We start from the raw sequence: 15034 nt of genomic DNA, 5'->3' as shown, positions 1-15034 counted from the left end.
GCCACCGGCGGCACAACGGCCGTGCCCACATGCGCCGGCGCACTGTCGCGGGCCACGCAACACAGCATCCGTGCCATGCGCGCGATCAGCCCGGGCGCACGGCGGGCACCACCGCCAGGGTCAACCGCGAGGTACAGACCAGCTTGCCGGCCTCGTCCTCGATGCGGATGTCCCACACCTGGGTGCTGCGCCCGACATGCACCGCACGCGCGGTGCCGGTCACCGTGCCGGCGCGCACGGCGCGGATGTGGTTGGCATTGATCTCCAGCCCGACGCAGACCTGCGCGGTGGTATCCACGCACAGGTTGCCGGCGCTGCTGCCGAGGGTTTCGGCCAGCACGACCGACGCCCCGCCGTGGAGGATGCCGTACGGCTGGCGGGTGCGTTCGTCGACCGGCATGGTCGCGCTGATCCAGTCCTCGCCGGCGGCGGTGAACGCGATGCCCAGGTGCTCGATGAGCGTGTTGCGGCTGAGCGCGTTGAGCGCTTCGATGGACACCGCGTCGCGGAATACCTGGGACATGCAGCTTCTCCGTGGGGTTGCAGACTTACAGGATCGGGACCAGCCCGGCGCCGAAGGCGGTGAGCATGCGCACCAGCAGCCACTTCGGCCCGACATTCACTTCGGGAAAGTCACCGACGGCGACATAGCACGTGTGGAAGGCCGGGTCCTGCCGCTTGAGCGGATCCGGGCACGCGGGCCCGGGCTGGAATTCGTAATCGGTGGCGTAGCGCCACGGCCAGAAATCGAGCACCGGCAGCGCCTCGGAGGCCTTGCCGACGCTGTAGTTCAGGCCGGACAGCACCGGCGGCTTGGCACGCGGCGCGACCACCCAGGAGTTCTGCGGGTGGATGTCGCGCAGGATGCTCTGCGCCAGCGCCTCGGCGAACACCGGGTCATCGATGATCACCGCGCCTTCGGTGTTGTAGTTCTCGCTGCGCGGATCGAAGTTGTGCGTGCCGATCACGCCGATGCGGCGGTCAACCACCATCGACTTGGCATGCAGGCCCATGCGCGCGCCCTTGCGGGTGACCGGCAGCGGCTTGTTGACCGCCTTGGTGCCCAGGAACGAGGGCCGGGTTTCGGCACGCAGCACGCGGCGCTCGACTTCGCTGCCATCGGTACTGCGGCGGCGACCGCTGGCGCTGTTTCGATCGGCGCTCCCTCGGCGGGGGCCGCTGCTGGCACGGTTGTCGGCGCTGCCGCGCGCATTGCTGCCGGCCGCGCTGCCGCCGAGCAGGCTGCTGCGCTTGCCCTGCGACGGCGGCTCCTCGGTTCCCAGCGGTGCGGGCAGCAGATTGCGGTAATCCACCGGCGCATCCAGCGGGAACGGCTTGAACTCGTAGATGTTGAAGCCAAGCTCACGCAGGTTGCGGCGTTTGTACTTGTAGGACAGCGCGTAGACGATCGGGTTGTCGGTGGCGGCCAGGCTGTTGGTCGAGACCACCACGCGCGGCGCCTGCTCGCGCTTGCGCAGGGTGCGGAACAGCTGCTGCGCCGGCTTGGACAGGACCAGATACGGCGTCTGCAGCAACACCTCGGACTGCGCGCTGGCAATCAGCGCATCCAGCTGCGGTTCGGTCACGTGCTGGCCATTGGCCGGCTGGCTGGCGCGTTCGCGGCGATGTTTGCGTGGCAGGTCCGCGACGTACTGCACCGAGGCTACCGGCAGAGCGGTGTCGACGAAGGTACGCCGCACGAAGTCCGGATCGTTGGCTTCTTCGCTGACCCGCTCGACCCGCTCCGGGCGCCGGAAGTCGGCCGGCGGCATGGCCGGTACGCCCTGGCGGAGCAGGGTTCGCCCCACATCGTTGAGGCGCTCGGCCGGCACGCTGCGCGGCGCGCGCCAGAAGGCATCGAAGTTGGCGGCCATCTCACGCACTTCCGGGCCGGCCACGATCACGTCGCGGTCGCGGAAATTGTATTCACTGTCCCAGTCGTAATAGTCGTCCTGGTAATTGCGCCCACCGACCACGCCCAACGCATCGTCGACCACCAGCAGCTTGTTGTGCATGCGCTGGTTGAAGCGGCGGAAGCAGCAGACCACGCTGGCGGCGTAGTCGAAGTAGTTCAGGCGTGCCTTGCCGAAGGTCGGGTTGTAGACCCGCAGCGAAAAATTGGCATGGCTACCGGACAGGGCGCCGAGAATCTCCAGATCGGAGATCGCCGAGAGCTGGTCGATCAGCACGCGCACCTTGACCCCGCGGCGGGCGGCCGCCTGCAGTTCGTCCAGCACCAGCCGGGCGCTGTCGTCCTTGTCGAAGATGTAGGTCTGCAGGTCGATGCTGCGGGTGGCGCTGCGGATCAGGTTCAACCGTGCGACCAGCGAGATCTCGCCTTCGTCCAGGATGGTGGCGTAATGCCGCGGCTGCCCCGGGTGGGATTCGGCAAAGGCGCGGCCACCGAGCGCGCGCAGCGGTGAATCCAGCGCGCAGCGGTCCGGCTGGTCGCAGTCGACCACGGTCGAGCGCGCCTGCACGGCGATGCCGGCCGCGCGCTCGCGTTCGGCGTTGGACAGCGAGGCACAGCCGCTGCCCAGCAACAGCGTTGCCAGCACCAACAGACGCAGCAATGGATTCACGGTTTCGGCGCCTCGCTCAGACGCGCACGCAATACAAAGGTCACTCGATCACTCAGGGCAAGCTGCCAGCTGTCCATTCCATACCGGCCACGTTGGACGGTACCGCGGCTGACCACATCGCAATCATACCCGGCCCGGGCACAGGCCGGCGGCTCGACCCGCAGGGTCTCCGGGTGGCTGACCCCGCGCAGGATCAGCCGGCCCTGGATGCTGCCGCCCTTGTCCACCACCTCGGGCCAGTAGGGCAGCGAGTCGAACTCGACCACCGGGTAGCGGGCCGAGTCGAAGAACTCCTCGCCGCGCATCCAGCCGGTGTACCGGGGCTTGCCGGGGATTTCCACATAACGGGTGAACATCCGCAGGTGCACCTGGTGGCGACCGTCGGAGAGCACCTCGATGTTGCCTTCAAAGCGCGGGAACACGCCCTCGATGCGCTGTCCCAGCCGCGTCCGGATCTCAAACCCGAAGCGCGAACTGGCCGTATCGAAGGCCAGGGCATGGCTGGTCGGAGCCGGTACCGACGACGGCGGGGCGGCATGCACCGCCCCTGCCATCAACAGCAGCCCGGACCACGCCGCGCGGACTGCCCACACTGCTTACGGCCACCAGAAGGCGGTCAGGCTGGCCACGCCAGGCTCGATGGCGGCCTCACGGTCGAAGGCCAGTACCGCGATCCCACCCGGCGGCATGCCCCGGTAGTCGCTGCTGGTGCCCTCGCTCATCAGGGCCACCAGTTGTTCCAGGCCGGGGTTATGGCCCACCACCAGCAGGCGGTCCACATCGCGGCGTGCATCGATCAACCCCATCAGGGTGCCGGGGGTGGCCTCATAGACAGCATCCTCCAGCCGCTTCTCGACGAAGCCGGTGATGCCCAGGACGGCTTCCAGGGTTTCGCGGGTCCGCCGCGACGGCGAGCAGAGCACGCAGTCCGGCAGCAGATTGTTTTCCTTGAGCCAGCGGCCGGCGGCCTCGGCTTCGGCCAGACCGACCGGCGACAGCGGGCGGTCCAGATCGGCCTGGCCGGTGCTGGCGGTTTCAGCATGGGCGTGACGCAGCAGTATCAGTTCTCGCATGGGATCTCTCGTGTCAGGCTTTCTTCAGCCACTTCAACAGCGGCTCCCAGTCATTCTGGTGCTCGCGCACCTGGGCCGAGCGGTAGTCGAACAGACTCCGTCCGAGCCCGACCATCACCACATAGCTTTGGCTGTCGCGCAACTGCGCGACGACCTCATACGGCCAATCGGCCAACATCTGTATCGCCTGTTGCGAGGTCTGCGTCCAGGGTTTGGTGCGGTTGAGCACCAGCCCGACCGGCAGGCGGCGGTTATGTACGCGGGGAACCTTGGACAGGCTGTTGAGGAAGCCGACGATGGCTTCGATGTCCAGCGCGGAGGGCAGCACGGGGACCACCACCGCATCGGCAACGTCAAGGAAATGCGGAATATCGTCGGCCATCGCACCGGCCGGGGCATCGATGATGACCTCGTCGGTGCCCTCGGGAACCAGTCGTTCCCAGCTCTTTTTGCGGTACACGTCGATCGGCAGCACGGCGCTTTCCAGGACCGAGCGGCGTTGCGCCCAGCGGGTGCTGGAGCCCTGTGGATCGGCATCGGCCAGGACGGTACGTTTGCCTTCCAATGCCGAATGCGCCGCCAGGTGGGTGGCGACGGTGGTCTTGCCCACCCCGCCCTTGGAACCGGCCACCAGGATCGTCTTCATGCAAGCCTCGCTTCCGGGGAACGTTCCCGCAGCCTACACCGGCGCCTGTGACGGAGATAGTCGCAGCGCTGAACCAGAACCGACGGCCACGGCTTTGCTATCGTGGGTGGTTCCAATGGACTGACCGCCAGCATGAGCGAACTACAGGACCTGAGCGCGCTGATCCGCGCCAACACCCCGCTGATCATCATCGAGACCCAGGATGAGGGCCGGGTGGTGGAGCTGTTCCGCCAGACCCTGATGCATGTCTGGCGTGCCCTGCACCGCTGGTCGATCACCGAGGGCCTGCGCCGGATCGACATGGACCGCGAGGACGACCCGGTCGGCCCGCCCGATGCCAGTTCGGCCCTGCAGATGATCCGCCAGGCCGAGCAGCGCGGCATCTATCTGCTGCTCGATTTCCACCCCTACCTGGGCTATGCCAGCCACCAGCGCGCCCTGCGCGACCTGATCCAGCGGCGGCACTGCGAGGCCCATGTGCTGGTGCTGATCGGGGCCAAGGTCGAGCTGCCGGCCGAGCTGGAAGCGCTGGCCACCCGCTTCAATCCGCGCCTGCCCGACCTCAACGCGCTGCTGAAGATGCTGCGCGAGGAAGCTGAAACCTATGCGCGCGAGAACGGCGGGCGGCGCGTGGAGGTGGACAACGAGGCGGTCCAGAAGATCCTGCACAACCTGCGCGGACTGAGCCTGGTCGACGCGCGGCGGATCGCCCGGCAGCTGATCTTCGCCGACGGCGCACTCAGCCAGGACGACCTGCCACAGCTGGCCCGGCTCAAGTTCGAGCTGCTCAACCGGGCCGGCCACCTGCACTTCGAATACGACACCACCCGCTTTGCCGACGTGGCCGGCGCCAACCGGCTCAAGCGCTGGGTCAACCAGCGTCGGCCGGTGTTCCTCGGCGGCGCGGGCCCGGCCGGCCTGGACCCGCCCAAGGGCATGCTGCTGCTCGGTGTGCAGGGCTGCGGCAAATCGATGCTGGCCAAGGCAACCGCGGCCGGTTTCGGCGTGCCACTGCTGCGGTTGGACTTCGGCAGCCTGTACGACAAGTACCACGGCGAGACCGAGAAGAACCTGCGCGACGCACTCGCCTCGGCCGAGCAGCTGGCCCCGTGCGTGCTGTGGATCGATGAGATCGAGAAAGGCCTGGCCAGTGGCGGCGAAGACGGCGGCGTGTCGCGCCGCGTGCTCGGCCACCTGCTGACCTGGCTGGCCGAGCGCAAGAGCACGGTGTTCATCGTCGCCACGGCCAACCAGGTGCATGAACTGCCGGCCGAGCTGCTGCGCAAGGGCCGTTTCGACGAAATCTTCTTCGTCGATCTGCCCGATGCCAACACCCGGGTCGAGCTGCTGCGCCTGCACCTGGGCAAGCGCCAGCTCAATGCCGACGACTTCGCGCTGCCCGCGCTGGCGGCCGCGGCGGATGGCTTCTCCGGTGCGGAGATCGAACAGGCGGTGGTCTCGGGGCTGTACGCCGCGCATGCCGAATCACGCGTGCTGGATACCGAACTGTTGATGCAGGAGATCCGCGGCAGCCGGCCGTTGTCGGTGCTGATGGCCGAACAGGTCACCGCGCTGCGCGAGTGGGCACGCGGGCGCACCGTCAGCGCGGACGCGTAGCGCCGACCGTTGGTCGGCTGCCGCATCACGGCGGCCCCTGAACACCGGCCCCGCGCTGCAACACCCACACCCACGCCGGCAGCGTCACCAGTGACAGCAGGATCCCGTAGCCGACCAGTGCAGCGGCCAGGCGCGGGGCCAGGCGATGGGACATTGCCAGCGCGGCGGCGGTGATCATGGTCGGCATCGCCGACTCCAGCACATTGGCCTGCAGCATTGTGCCGTGCAGGCCGAACGCCCAGGAGATCGGCAGCGCCAGTGCCGGCATCACCAGCAGCTTGAGCAGCAACCCGATGCCCAGGGGCTTGAGTTCATCCAGTGGCAGGCGCAGCTGGATGGAGAAACCGACCGCCAGCATCACCAGCGGCAGCATCGCATCGGCCAGCTGCTTCAGTCCGGTGCCGATCCAGCCCGGCGGCTGTTCAGGCATCAGGGTCAACGCGAACAGCAACGCCCACAGCGGCGGGAACTTCGCGATCCGCAGCAGGATCTGCGCGGCGGTAGGCGGGGTGTCGCCGCTGTAGCGCGCGATCACATACAGGCCGAACGTGGACAGCAGCACGAAGGTGCCGAACTGGTCATAGACCACCGCATAGGGCAGGGCGTGATCGCCGAGCAGGGCACGCACCATCGGGTAGCCGATGAAACTGGAGTTGGACAGCGCCACGCAGATCAGCAGCACCGCATGCACGTCGCGGGCGAAGCCGAAGACGCGCGTGGCCAGGCTGACCCCGGCCAGCGTGCACAGCATCAACAACCACGGCGTGGCGACCAGCCCGATCAGGCTGATATCCAGATGCAGCCGCGGGACGTAGATCAGCACCGCCGCCGGCAGGCAGACATACAGCACGATGCGGTTGAGCACATCGGCCGTGTTGTCGGGCAACGCGCGCAGACGCGAGAACGCCATGCCCAGGCCGAGCATGGTCAGGATGAGAGCGAATGCATCGAACGCCATCGCGACAGCCTAGCCGATCCGGCAGTGGCCGCCGCCCCGACCATGGTCGAAACGGAAGGGTACGGCGGCCTCACCCGCCCCGATCACGGCCAGGCGGGCGGCTTCTCTGCCCACGCCCGCTGTACCTCGGCCAGCGTGCTGCGTTCGCTGTCGCGCCAACCCGGCAACAGTTCGGCATAGCGGTCCGTTCCGTTCCACTGCTGTGGCTCGGTGCGCACGGCCGCGGCATACCACTGCACGGCTTCGGTCTTGCGGCCCAGCGTCCACAGGGCCAGCGCGAAGGTGGGCGGCACCCACCCGGGGTTCCCGCGCAGCGTGTTCTGGGCCGCTGTCCACTGGGCCAGTGCAGCGTCGGTCTCCCCGAGGCGGAACAGATCCCAGCCATAGTTCCACCGCACGGAACGGCCCACCACCGAACTGGCCGACGCGGTCGTGGCGGCCTGTTCGTAAAGACTGCGTCCCAGCTCAGGGCGGCCCTGCGCGATGGCTACGCCCGCCAGCTGCACGGTGGCCTCCAGCGTCTTGCGGCCGCGCTCGCGGTGTTTCATCAATTGGTCGACGAGATCCCCGCCCTCGCCCTGCACCACCACCATCGGGGCGGCGGCCACGTCATTGTCGAAGTAGAACTCCTGCACCGCCGGCAGCGATTGCGCCGACACATTGAACACACCAGCCCCCATGGCCAGCATCACGCCGGCCAGCCTCTGTCTTGCAACTGCCATGCAAACTCCCCCAGGTTGTCACAACAACCTCCCCTCCTGATCCTAACCGCAGCGCAGGCCCGGCACCAAGCGCGGCCGACCAACGGTCGGATCTACCCGGCGCGCCGCCACACCCGCAGGCGGTTGTTGGCCGGCATCGCCACGTCCTCGGCCAGCTGCAGGCCCACCCCGGCCGCCAGGGCATCCACCGCTTCGGCATCGCGGATGCCCGAGGCCGGGTCCCGCGCCTTCAGCCACGCATCGAACTGGCGATTGCTCTCGCTGCTGTAGGCACCGTGGGCGTTGAACGGACCGTAGACGCACAGCACGGCGTCCTCGGCCATCACGGCAGGCAACCCGGCGAACAACGCCTGCACGTGCGCCCAGCTCATGATGTGCAGGGTATTGGCAGTGAACACCGCATCGAACGCCAGCGGTGCGTCCGGCAGCGGCCCCAGCCCGGCCGCGGGCGACAGCTCCGCCTGCAGCGACCACGGCGCCGGCGTATTGGGCAGGCCGGCGGCCTGGAGCCGGGCGCCGATGCCGGGCAGGTGATCGGGATGATCGCTGGCCTGCCATTGCAGGTGGGGCAATGCCGCAGCGAAGTGTTCGGCATGCTGGCCGGTGCCGCTGCCGATCTCCAGCACCCGATGGCGGGCGGCGAGGTGGCGCTGCAGCACCGCCAGGATCGGTGCGCGGTTGCGGTCGCAGGCCTCGGACCAGCGTATCTGGCTCATCGGAATGTCACATCGGCAGGGAATCGATGTCCATCCAACCATGACCGCAGTCACTTGTGCCACTCCGCGATGCCACCGAAAGTCGAAGACTTGTCCAATGTCGGGGGCCTGCGTGCCGTCGGCCGTCCTTGGGGGATGTGAGCTGTGCAACGTCGTGAGTTTCTAGCGCTGTCTGGAATGGGCCTGGCGGGCCTGGTACTGCCGCATGGCCGGCTGATCGCCGCCGAGCAGCTGCTCGAGCCGGGAGATGTGGGCCGCCGCAAGGCGCTGGCCGAGGCCGCGCTCGCCGCCGCCAAGCGCGCCGGTGCCAGCTACTGCGACGTGCGCATCGGCCGCTACCTCAACCAGGCGGTCATCACCCGCGAGGCCAACGTCCAGAACGTCACCAACAGCGAGTCCTCGGGCATCGGCATCCGGGTGATCGTCAACGGCGCATGGGGCTTTGCCGCCACCCACCAGCAGACCCCGGCCGCGGTGCTGGCCACGGTCGAGCAGGCCGCGGCGATCGCCCGCGCCAACGCCGGCATCCAGACCCGTCCGGTGCAGCTGGCGCCGGTCACCGGCGTAGGTGACGTGAGCTGGAAGACCCCGATCCGCAAGAACGCGATGGCGGTGCCGATCAAGGACAAGGTCGAGATGCTGCTGTCGCTGAACGCGGCTGCGCTCAATGCCGGAGCCGACTTCATCAACTCCACGCTGTTCCTGGTCAACGAGCAGAAGTTCTTCGCTTCCAGCGATGGCTCCTTCATCGACCAGGACGTGCACCGGATCTGGCTGCCCTTCACCGCCACCGCGATCGACAAGGCCAGCGGCAAGTTCCGCACCCGCGCCGGGCTGTCCTCGCCGATGGGCATGGGCTACGAATTCCTGGATGGCGACGCGCGTGGCAAGATCGCGCTGCCGGGCGGCGTGGTCGCCTACCGTGATTCCTACGATCCGGTGGAGGACGCGATCGCCGCGGCCCGCCAGGCGCGGGAAAAGCTCAAGGCGCCGTCGGTCAAGCCGGGCAAGTACGACCTGGTACTGGACCCGTCCAACCTGTTCCTCACCATCCACGAGAACGTCGGCCACCCGCTGGAGCTGGACCGCGTGCTCGGCTACGAGGCCAACTACGCCGGCACCAGCTTCGCCACGCTGGACAAGCGCGATGCGGGCTTCCGCTGGGGCAGCGACATCGTCAACTTCTTCGCCGACAAGACCGCCCCGGGCAGCCTGGGCGCGGTGGGCTACGACGATGAGGGCGTGAAAACCAAGCGCTGGGACCTGGTCAAGGACGGCATCCTGGTCAACTACCAGGCCACCCGCGACGAGGTGCATATCCTTGGCGAGAAGGAGAGCCACGGCTGCAGCTATGCCGATTCGTGGTCCAGCGTGCAGTTCCAGCGCATGGCCAACGTGTCGCTGGCGCCGGGCAGGACCCCGCTGAGCGTGACCGACATGATCAAGAACGTGGAGAACGGCATCTACATCCACGGCCGTGGCTCCTACTCGATCGACCAACAGCGCTTCAACGCGCAGTTCGGCGGCCAGCTGTACTACCAGATCAAGAACGGTGAGATCACCGGCATGGTCGAGGACGCCGCCTACCAGATCCGCACGCCGGAGTTCTGGAATGCCTGCAGCGCGATCTGCGACGAGCGCGATTTCCGCTTCGGCGGTTCGTTCTTCGATGGCAAGGGCCAGCCGGGCCAGGTCTCGGCGGTCTCGCATGGCTCATCGACCACGCGCTTCGATGGCATCAACATCATCAACACCGCGCGCAGCCTGGGATGAGCCTGTCCCCGCTCCGTGCCGAATGTCACTACCGCGGCGCCCGCATGGCCGCAAGAATCGGCTGTGCCGCCGCGGCGGTCGCCCTGATGTCGCTGTTTCCCTGCCACCCCCACACCGACGTGGAGAGCTGCCTTGCAAAGACGTGACTTTCTCGCCCTGACCGGGCTTACCGCTGGCGGACTGATCGTGCCGTCGTTCTTCGGCAAGGTCATTGCCGCCGAACAACTGCAGAGCGCACTCGATCCGGCGCTGAAAAAGCGCCTGGCCGATGCCGCCCTGGCCGCCGCGCGCCAGGCCGGTGCGACCTACTGCGACGTGCGTATCGGCCGCTACCTGCGCCAGTACGTGATCACCCGCGAGGACAAGGTCCAGAACGTGGTGAACACCGAATCGACCGGCGTGGGCATCCGCGTGATCGTCAACGGCGCCTGGGGCTTTGCCGCCACCAACCAGCTCGGCACCACCGATGTGGCGCGTGCCGCGCAGCAGGCCGCCGCGATCGCCAAGGCCAACGCCGGCGTGCAGACCGCCCCGGTGCAGCTGGCCGCCGCGCCCGGCGTGGGCGAAGTGTCCTGGCGCACCCCGATCCGCAAGAACGCGATGGACGTGCCGATCAAGGAGAAGGTCGAGCTGCTGCTGGACGTCAATGCAGGCGCGATGGGCGCCGGCGCCAGCTTCGTCAACTCGATGCTGTTCCTGGTCAACGAGCAGAAGTACTTCGCCTCCACCGATGGCTCCTACATCGACCAGGATGTGCACCGCATCTGGGCACCGATGACGGTCACCGCCATCGACAAGAGCACCGGCAAGTTCCGCACCCGCTCCGGGCTGTCCTCGCCGATGGGCCTGGGCTACGAGTACCTCGATGGCGTCGGCACCGGCAAGGCGGTCTCGCCCAACGGCGTGGTCAACTACCGCAACTCCTATGACATGAAGGCCGATGCGATCGCCGCGGCCAAGCAGGCGCAGGAAAAGCTCAAGGCACCGTCGGTGAAGCCAGGCAAGTACGACCTGATCCTGGATCCGTCGCACACCTGGCTGACCATCCACGAGTCGGTCGGCCACCCGCTGGAACTGGACCGCGTGCTCGGCTACGAAGCCAACTACGCCGGCACCAGCTTCGCCACGCTGGACAAGCGCGAGCAGCATTTCCAGTACGGCAGCGACAAGGTCAACATCTTTGCCGACAAGACCCAACCGGGCAGTCTCGGTGCGGTCGGCTACGACGATGAGGGCGTCAAGACCAAGCGCTGGGACCTGATCAGCGAAGGCAAGCTGGTGGATTACCAGACCATCCGCGACCAGGCCCATATCCTGGGCAAGACCGAGTCCGACGGCTGCTGCTATGCCGATTCCTGGTCCAGCGTGCAGTTCCAGCGCATGGCCAATGTCTCGATGGCGCCGGGCAAGTCCAAGCTGAGCGTGGCCGACATGGTCAAGGACGTCGAGAACGGCATCTACATCATCGGCGACGGCTCGTTCTCCATCGATCAACAGCGCTACAACGCGCAGTTCGGTGGCCAGCTGTTCTATGAAATCAAGAACGGGCAGATCACCCGCATGCTCGAGGACGTGGCCTACCAGATCCGCACGCCGGAGTTCTGGAACGCCTGCACCGCGGTGGCCGATGAAAGCGACTACCGCCTGGGCGGTTCGTTCTTCGACGGCAAGGGCCAGCCCGGCCAGGTCTCGGCGGTCTCGCACGGTTCGTCCACCGCGCGCTTCAACGGCATCAACGTCATCAACACCGCGCGCAGCCTCGGCTGACCGGTCAGGAGCCCCAATCCATGAGTATCTTCACCGAAGCGCAGGCCAAGGCCATCCTCGACAAGGTCATCGCGCTCTCCAAGGCCGATGAGTGCACCGCCGTGCTGGCCGGCTCGATCGACGGCAACATCCGTTTCGCGCTCAACAACGTCTCCACCAGCGGCATCGTCGACAACACCGAACTGGCCGTCACGGTCGCCTTCGGCAAGCGGGTCGGCACCGCCTCGATCAACGAGTTCGACGACGCCGCACTGGAACGTGTGGTGCGTCGTGCCGAAGATCTGGCCCGCCTGGCCCCGGAGAACCCGGAGTTCCTGCCGGCGATCGGCAAGCAGACCTACCGGTCCAGCCCGACCTTCAGCGAATCCACCGCGGCCATCGACCCGGCCTTCCGTGCCAAGGTCGCCGCCGACTCGATCGCGCCGTGCCGTGGCAACGGCCTGATCGCCGCCGGCTTCCTGGAAGATGGCCAGAGCTTCTACGCCACCGCCAACAGCAACGGCAACTTCGGTTACCAGCGCGGCACCAACTTCGATTACACCTGCACCGTGCGTACCGAAGACGGCCGCGGTTCGGGCTGGGTCGGCCGCAACCTCAAGGATGCCGCCGATTTCAAGGCCGACCAGGACATCCGCATCGCCATGCGCAAGGCCACCGAATCGGCCGAAGCCAAGGCGTTGGAGCCGGGCAAGTACACGGTGATCCTGGAGCCGGCGGCCGCGGCCGGCCTGATCAGCTTCATGATGAACTTCTTCGACGCGCGCTCGGCCGATGAAGGCCGCAGCTTCCTCTCCAGGAAGGGCGGCGGCAACAAGCTCGGCGAACAGGTCTACGACCCGCGCGTGACCATGGTGGCCGACCCGTGGCACCCGGAGGCGGCCGTGCTGCCGTGGGACAACGAAGGCCAGCCGCGCGAGAAGCTGGACATCATCAAGGACGGCAAGATCGCCAACCTCAACTACTCGCGTTTCTGGGCGCAGAAGCAGGGCAAGACCGCCAACGCGCGGCCGGGCAACCTGCTGATGGCCGGTGGCGACAAGAGCACCGCCGAGCTGGTGCGTGGCACCCAGAAGGGCATCCTGGTCACCCGCACCTGGTACATCCGCATGGTCGATCCGCAGACCGTGCTGCTGACCGGCCTGACCCGCGATGGCACCTTCTACATCGAGAACGGCCAGATCAAGCACCCGGTGAAGAACTTCCGCTTCAACGAGTCGCCGGTGATCATGCTCAACAACATCGAAGAACTGGGCAAGCCGGTGCGTGTGGCCGGTGACGAGTCCAGCCTGGTGATGATGATTCCGCCGATGAAGCTGCGTGATTTCACCTTCACCTCGTTGTCCGACGCGGTCTGATGAACGGTCGTGACGGCCACCGGCCGTCTCTTCGTCTGGCCGGTGACACCCGGGAACGTGCGTGGCGATGAACCGCGCACAGTTCCTGCGCCTGATGCTGGGCAGTGCCGCCTTCGCGGCATTGCCCGCGCCGGCACGCGCCCAGGCCGGGCGTTATGACTTCTGGTTCACCCGCCTCAAGTACGACTCCGGCGACTGGGACGTGGATGCGCGCATGCCATCCAACGTGATCACCTCGCTGATCGATTACACCTCCCTGCGCGTGGACCCGACCGAGCACGTGATCGCACTGTCCGATCCGCGCATGCTGGAGGCACCGTTCTGCTACCTGGCCGGGCACAAGCTGGTCGAGTTCAATGCCGCCGAGCGGCAGAACTTCGTGCGTTACGTGCGCAACGGCGGCTTCGTGTTCGTGGATGACTGCAACCACGATATCGATGGTCTGTTCGCGAAGTCCTTCGAAGCACAGATGGCCAAGCTGTTCGGGCCGAAGGCGCTGAACAAGCTGCCGAACAACCACGCGCTGTACCGCAGCTTCTTCCGCTTCCCCGAGGGCCCGCCCGCCACGGGGTTCGAGCTCAATGGCTGGGGCGACGACCTGGTCCACGATTACCTCAAGGGCATCGAGATCGATGGCCGGCTCGGCGTGCTCTACAGCAACAAGGACTACGGCTGCGAGTGGGACTACGACTGGCGCAACAAGCGTTTCCTGGCCGAAGACAACACTCGTTTCGCGGTGAACATCGTGATGTACGCGTTGAACAGTTAGGTTCCTTCCTGCATTTTCAGCCACGCATGGCGTGGCTCTACACCGATTTTCTGCGAGTGCCTTATGACGACCGACCGCCTTGATGCCCTTCTTCCCAAACTGCAGCAGCTGCGCGGCGCGCTGGCCCAGGCCGTGGTCGGCCAGCACGCGGTGGTCGAGCAGCTGCTGATCGGCCTGCTGGCCGGCGGCCACTGCCTGCTCGAAGGCGCGCCCGGGCTGGGCAAGACCCTGCTGGTGCGCTCGCTCGGGCAGGCGCTGGAGCTGCAGTTCCGGCGCGTGCAGTTCACGCCCGATCTGATGCCCAGCGACATCCTCGGCACCGAGCTGCTGGAAGAAGACCACGGCACCGGGCACCGCCACTTCCGGTTCCAGAAGGGCCCGATCTTCACGAACCTGCTGCTGGCCGACGAGCTCAACCGCACCCCGCCCAAGACCCAGGCCGCCCTGCTGGAGGCGATGCAGGAGCGCACCGTCAGCTACGCCGGCACCACCTATGCGCTACCGGCGCCGTTCTTCGTGCTGGCCACGCAGAACCCGATCGAACAGGCCGGCACCTACCCGCTGCCGGAAGCCCAGCTGGACCGCTTCCTGCTGCACGTGCGGGTGGATTACCCCACCGAACAGGAAGAGCGCGACATCCTGCTGCAGACCACCGGCAGCGCCAGTGGCAGCGTCCCCAAGGTGATGGAGGCTGACGAGGTCCTGGCGCTGCAGGCTGCCGTGCGCGAGGTCCACATCAGCGAAGACGTACTCACCTGGATCACCCGCCTGGTGCGTGCCAGCCGCCCGGGCAGCGACGCACCGGCGGCGGTGAACCAGTGGATCAAGTGGGGCGCCGGCCCGCGCGCCGGGCAGTCGCTGGTGTTGGCGGCCAAGGCGCGCGCGCTGCTGCAGGGCCGTTTCGCCGCAACCCGCGAGGACGTGCAGGCGCTGGCCGCGCCGGTGATGCGTCACCGGCTGCTGCTGTCGTTTGCCGCCGAAGCCGAGCAGAAGAGCGCCGACGACGTGGTCGCCGCTCTGCTGCAGGCCGTGCCGTTCCCGGGTTGATCCACACGC

14 protein-coding genes are annotated in these 15034 nt (G+C 67.1%); 6 read left to right on the top strand and 8 right to left on the bottom strand.

Annotated elements, in window-relative coordinates; genetic code table 11:
* Nucleotides 1-85 precede the first annotated feature (85 nt).
* Genes ABE472_RS02555 through ABE472_RS02535 form a run of 5 tightly spaced genes read right to left on the bottom strand, consistent with a single transcriptional unit; the run spans nucleotide 86 to nucleotide 4301 of the window.
* Nucleotides 86-523: a hotdog fold thioesterase gene (locus tag ABE472_RS02555; RefSeq protein ID WP_313211213.1), complete on the bottom strand. Its 438-nt coding sequence runs from the start codon at nucleotides 521-523 to the stop codon at nucleotides 86-88.
* Nucleotides 524-548: 25 nt separating this feature from the next.
* Nucleotides 549-2582 (bottom strand): phospholipase D family protein, encoded by a 2034-nt coding sequence (locus ABE472_RS02550; RefSeq protein ID WP_313211212.1) that lies wholly within the window; start codon nucleotides 2580-2582, stop codon nucleotides 549-551.
* The gene (locus ABE472_RS02545; RefSeq protein ID WP_259462215.1) at nucleotides 2579-3136 is read right to left on the bottom strand and encodes a YceI family protein; all 558 of its coding nucleotides are present in this window, start codon (nucleotides 3134-3136) and stop codon (nucleotides 2579-2581) included. Before ABE472_RS02545 ends, ABE472_RS02550 begins: the two co-directional genes overlap by 4 nt.
* A gap of 42 nt (nucleotides 3137-3178) precedes the next feature.
* A complete protein-coding gene (locus ABE472_RS02540) occupies nucleotides 3179-3655 on the bottom strand; it encodes a histidine phosphatase family protein (RefSeq protein WP_121043976.1) in 477 nt (158 codons plus the stop codon).
* Between the two features lie 13 nt (nucleotides 3656-3668).
* Nucleotides 3669-4301, bottom strand: a complete 633-nt coding sequence (locus ABE472_RS02535; RefSeq protein WP_313211211.1) for a ParA family protein — start codon at nucleotides 4299-4301, stop codon at nucleotides 3669-3671.
* Nucleotides 4302-4433: 132 nt separating this feature from the next.
* Between ABE472_RS02535 and ABE472_RS02530 the strand changes: the two genes are divergently transcribed.
* Entirely contained in the window at nucleotides 4434-5918 is a 1485-nt protein-coding gene (locus ABE472_RS02530) for an AAA family ATPase (RefSeq protein ID WP_313211210.1), read from the top strand.
* Nucleotides 5919-5943: 25 nt separating this feature from the next.
* Here ABE472_RS02530 and ABE472_RS02525 read toward each other — a convergent pair whose 3' ends face one another.
* From ABE472_RS02525 to ABE472_RS02515, 3 genes are all read right to left on the bottom strand, one after another.
* Nucleotides 5944-6876, bottom strand: a complete 933-nt coding sequence (locus ABE472_RS02525; RefSeq protein WP_313219846.1) for an AEC family transporter — start codon at nucleotides 6874-6876, stop codon at nucleotides 5944-5946.
* Between the two features lie 83 nt (nucleotides 6877-6959).
* Nucleotides 6960-7598 carry a tetratricopeptide repeat protein gene (locus tag ABE472_RS02520; protein ID WP_313211208.1) on the bottom strand — a complete coding sequence of 213 codons (639 nt, stop codon included), beginning with the start codon at nucleotides 7596-7598 and terminating at the stop codon, nucleotides 6960-6962.
* A 92-nt stretch (nucleotides 7599-7690) separates the two neighbouring features.
* Nucleotides 7691-8314, bottom strand: coding sequence for a DUF938 domain-containing protein (locus ABE472_RS02515; protein ID WP_313219845.1), 624 nt, complete (start codon nucleotides 8312-8314; stop codon nucleotides 7691-7693).
* Nucleotides 8315-8458: 144 nt separating this feature from the next.
* Here ABE472_RS02515 and ABE472_RS02510 point away from each other — a divergent pair, with 144 nt between their 5' ends.
* The 5 genes from ABE472_RS02510 to ABE472_RS02490 all read left to right on the top strand — a co-directional run bounded on the left by ABE472_RS02510 (nucleotide 8459) and on the right by ABE472_RS02490 (nucleotide 15025).
* Nucleotides 8459-10087, top strand: coding sequence for a TldD/PmbA family protein (locus tag ABE472_RS02510; RefSeq protein ID WP_346462745.1), 1629 nt, complete (start codon nucleotides 8459-8461; stop codon nucleotides 10085-10087).
* 132 nt (nucleotides 10088-10219) lie between these two features.
* On the top strand, nucleotides 10220-11854 hold the full coding sequence (locus tag ABE472_RS02505) for a TldD/PmbA family protein (protein ID WP_313211205.1): 1635 nt from the start codon (nucleotides 10220-10222) through the stop codon (nucleotides 11852-11854).
* 20 nt (nucleotides 11855-11874) lie between these two features.
* Complete coding sequence (locus ABE472_RS02500) at nucleotides 11875-13209, top strand: TldD/PmbA family protein (RefSeq protein ID WP_313211204.1); 1335 nt, start codon at nucleotides 11875-11877, stop codon at nucleotides 13207-13209.
* 67 nt (nucleotides 13210-13276) lie between these two features.
* On the top strand, nucleotides 13277-13978 hold the full coding sequence (locus ABE472_RS02495) for a DUF4159 domain-containing protein (RefSeq protein WP_346465351.1): 702 nt from the start codon (nucleotides 13277-13279) through the stop codon (nucleotides 13976-13978).
* A gap of 63 nt (nucleotides 13979-14041) precedes the next feature.
* Nucleotides 14042-15025 (top strand): MoxR family ATPase, encoded by a 984-nt coding sequence (locus ABE472_RS02490; RefSeq protein WP_313211202.1) that lies wholly within the window; start codon nucleotides 14042-14044, stop codon nucleotides 15023-15025.
* The last annotated feature ends 9 nt before the right edge of the window (nucleotides 15026-15034 follow it).

Origin of the sequence: Stenotrophomonas sp. TWI809 (assembly GCF_039673205.1) — a bacterium.
Classification (GTDB): domain Bacteria; phylum Pseudomonadota; class Gammaproteobacteria; order Xanthomonadales; family Xanthomonadaceae; genus Stenotrophomonas.
This window is presented reverse-complemented; position numbering and strand designations above follow the sequence as displayed.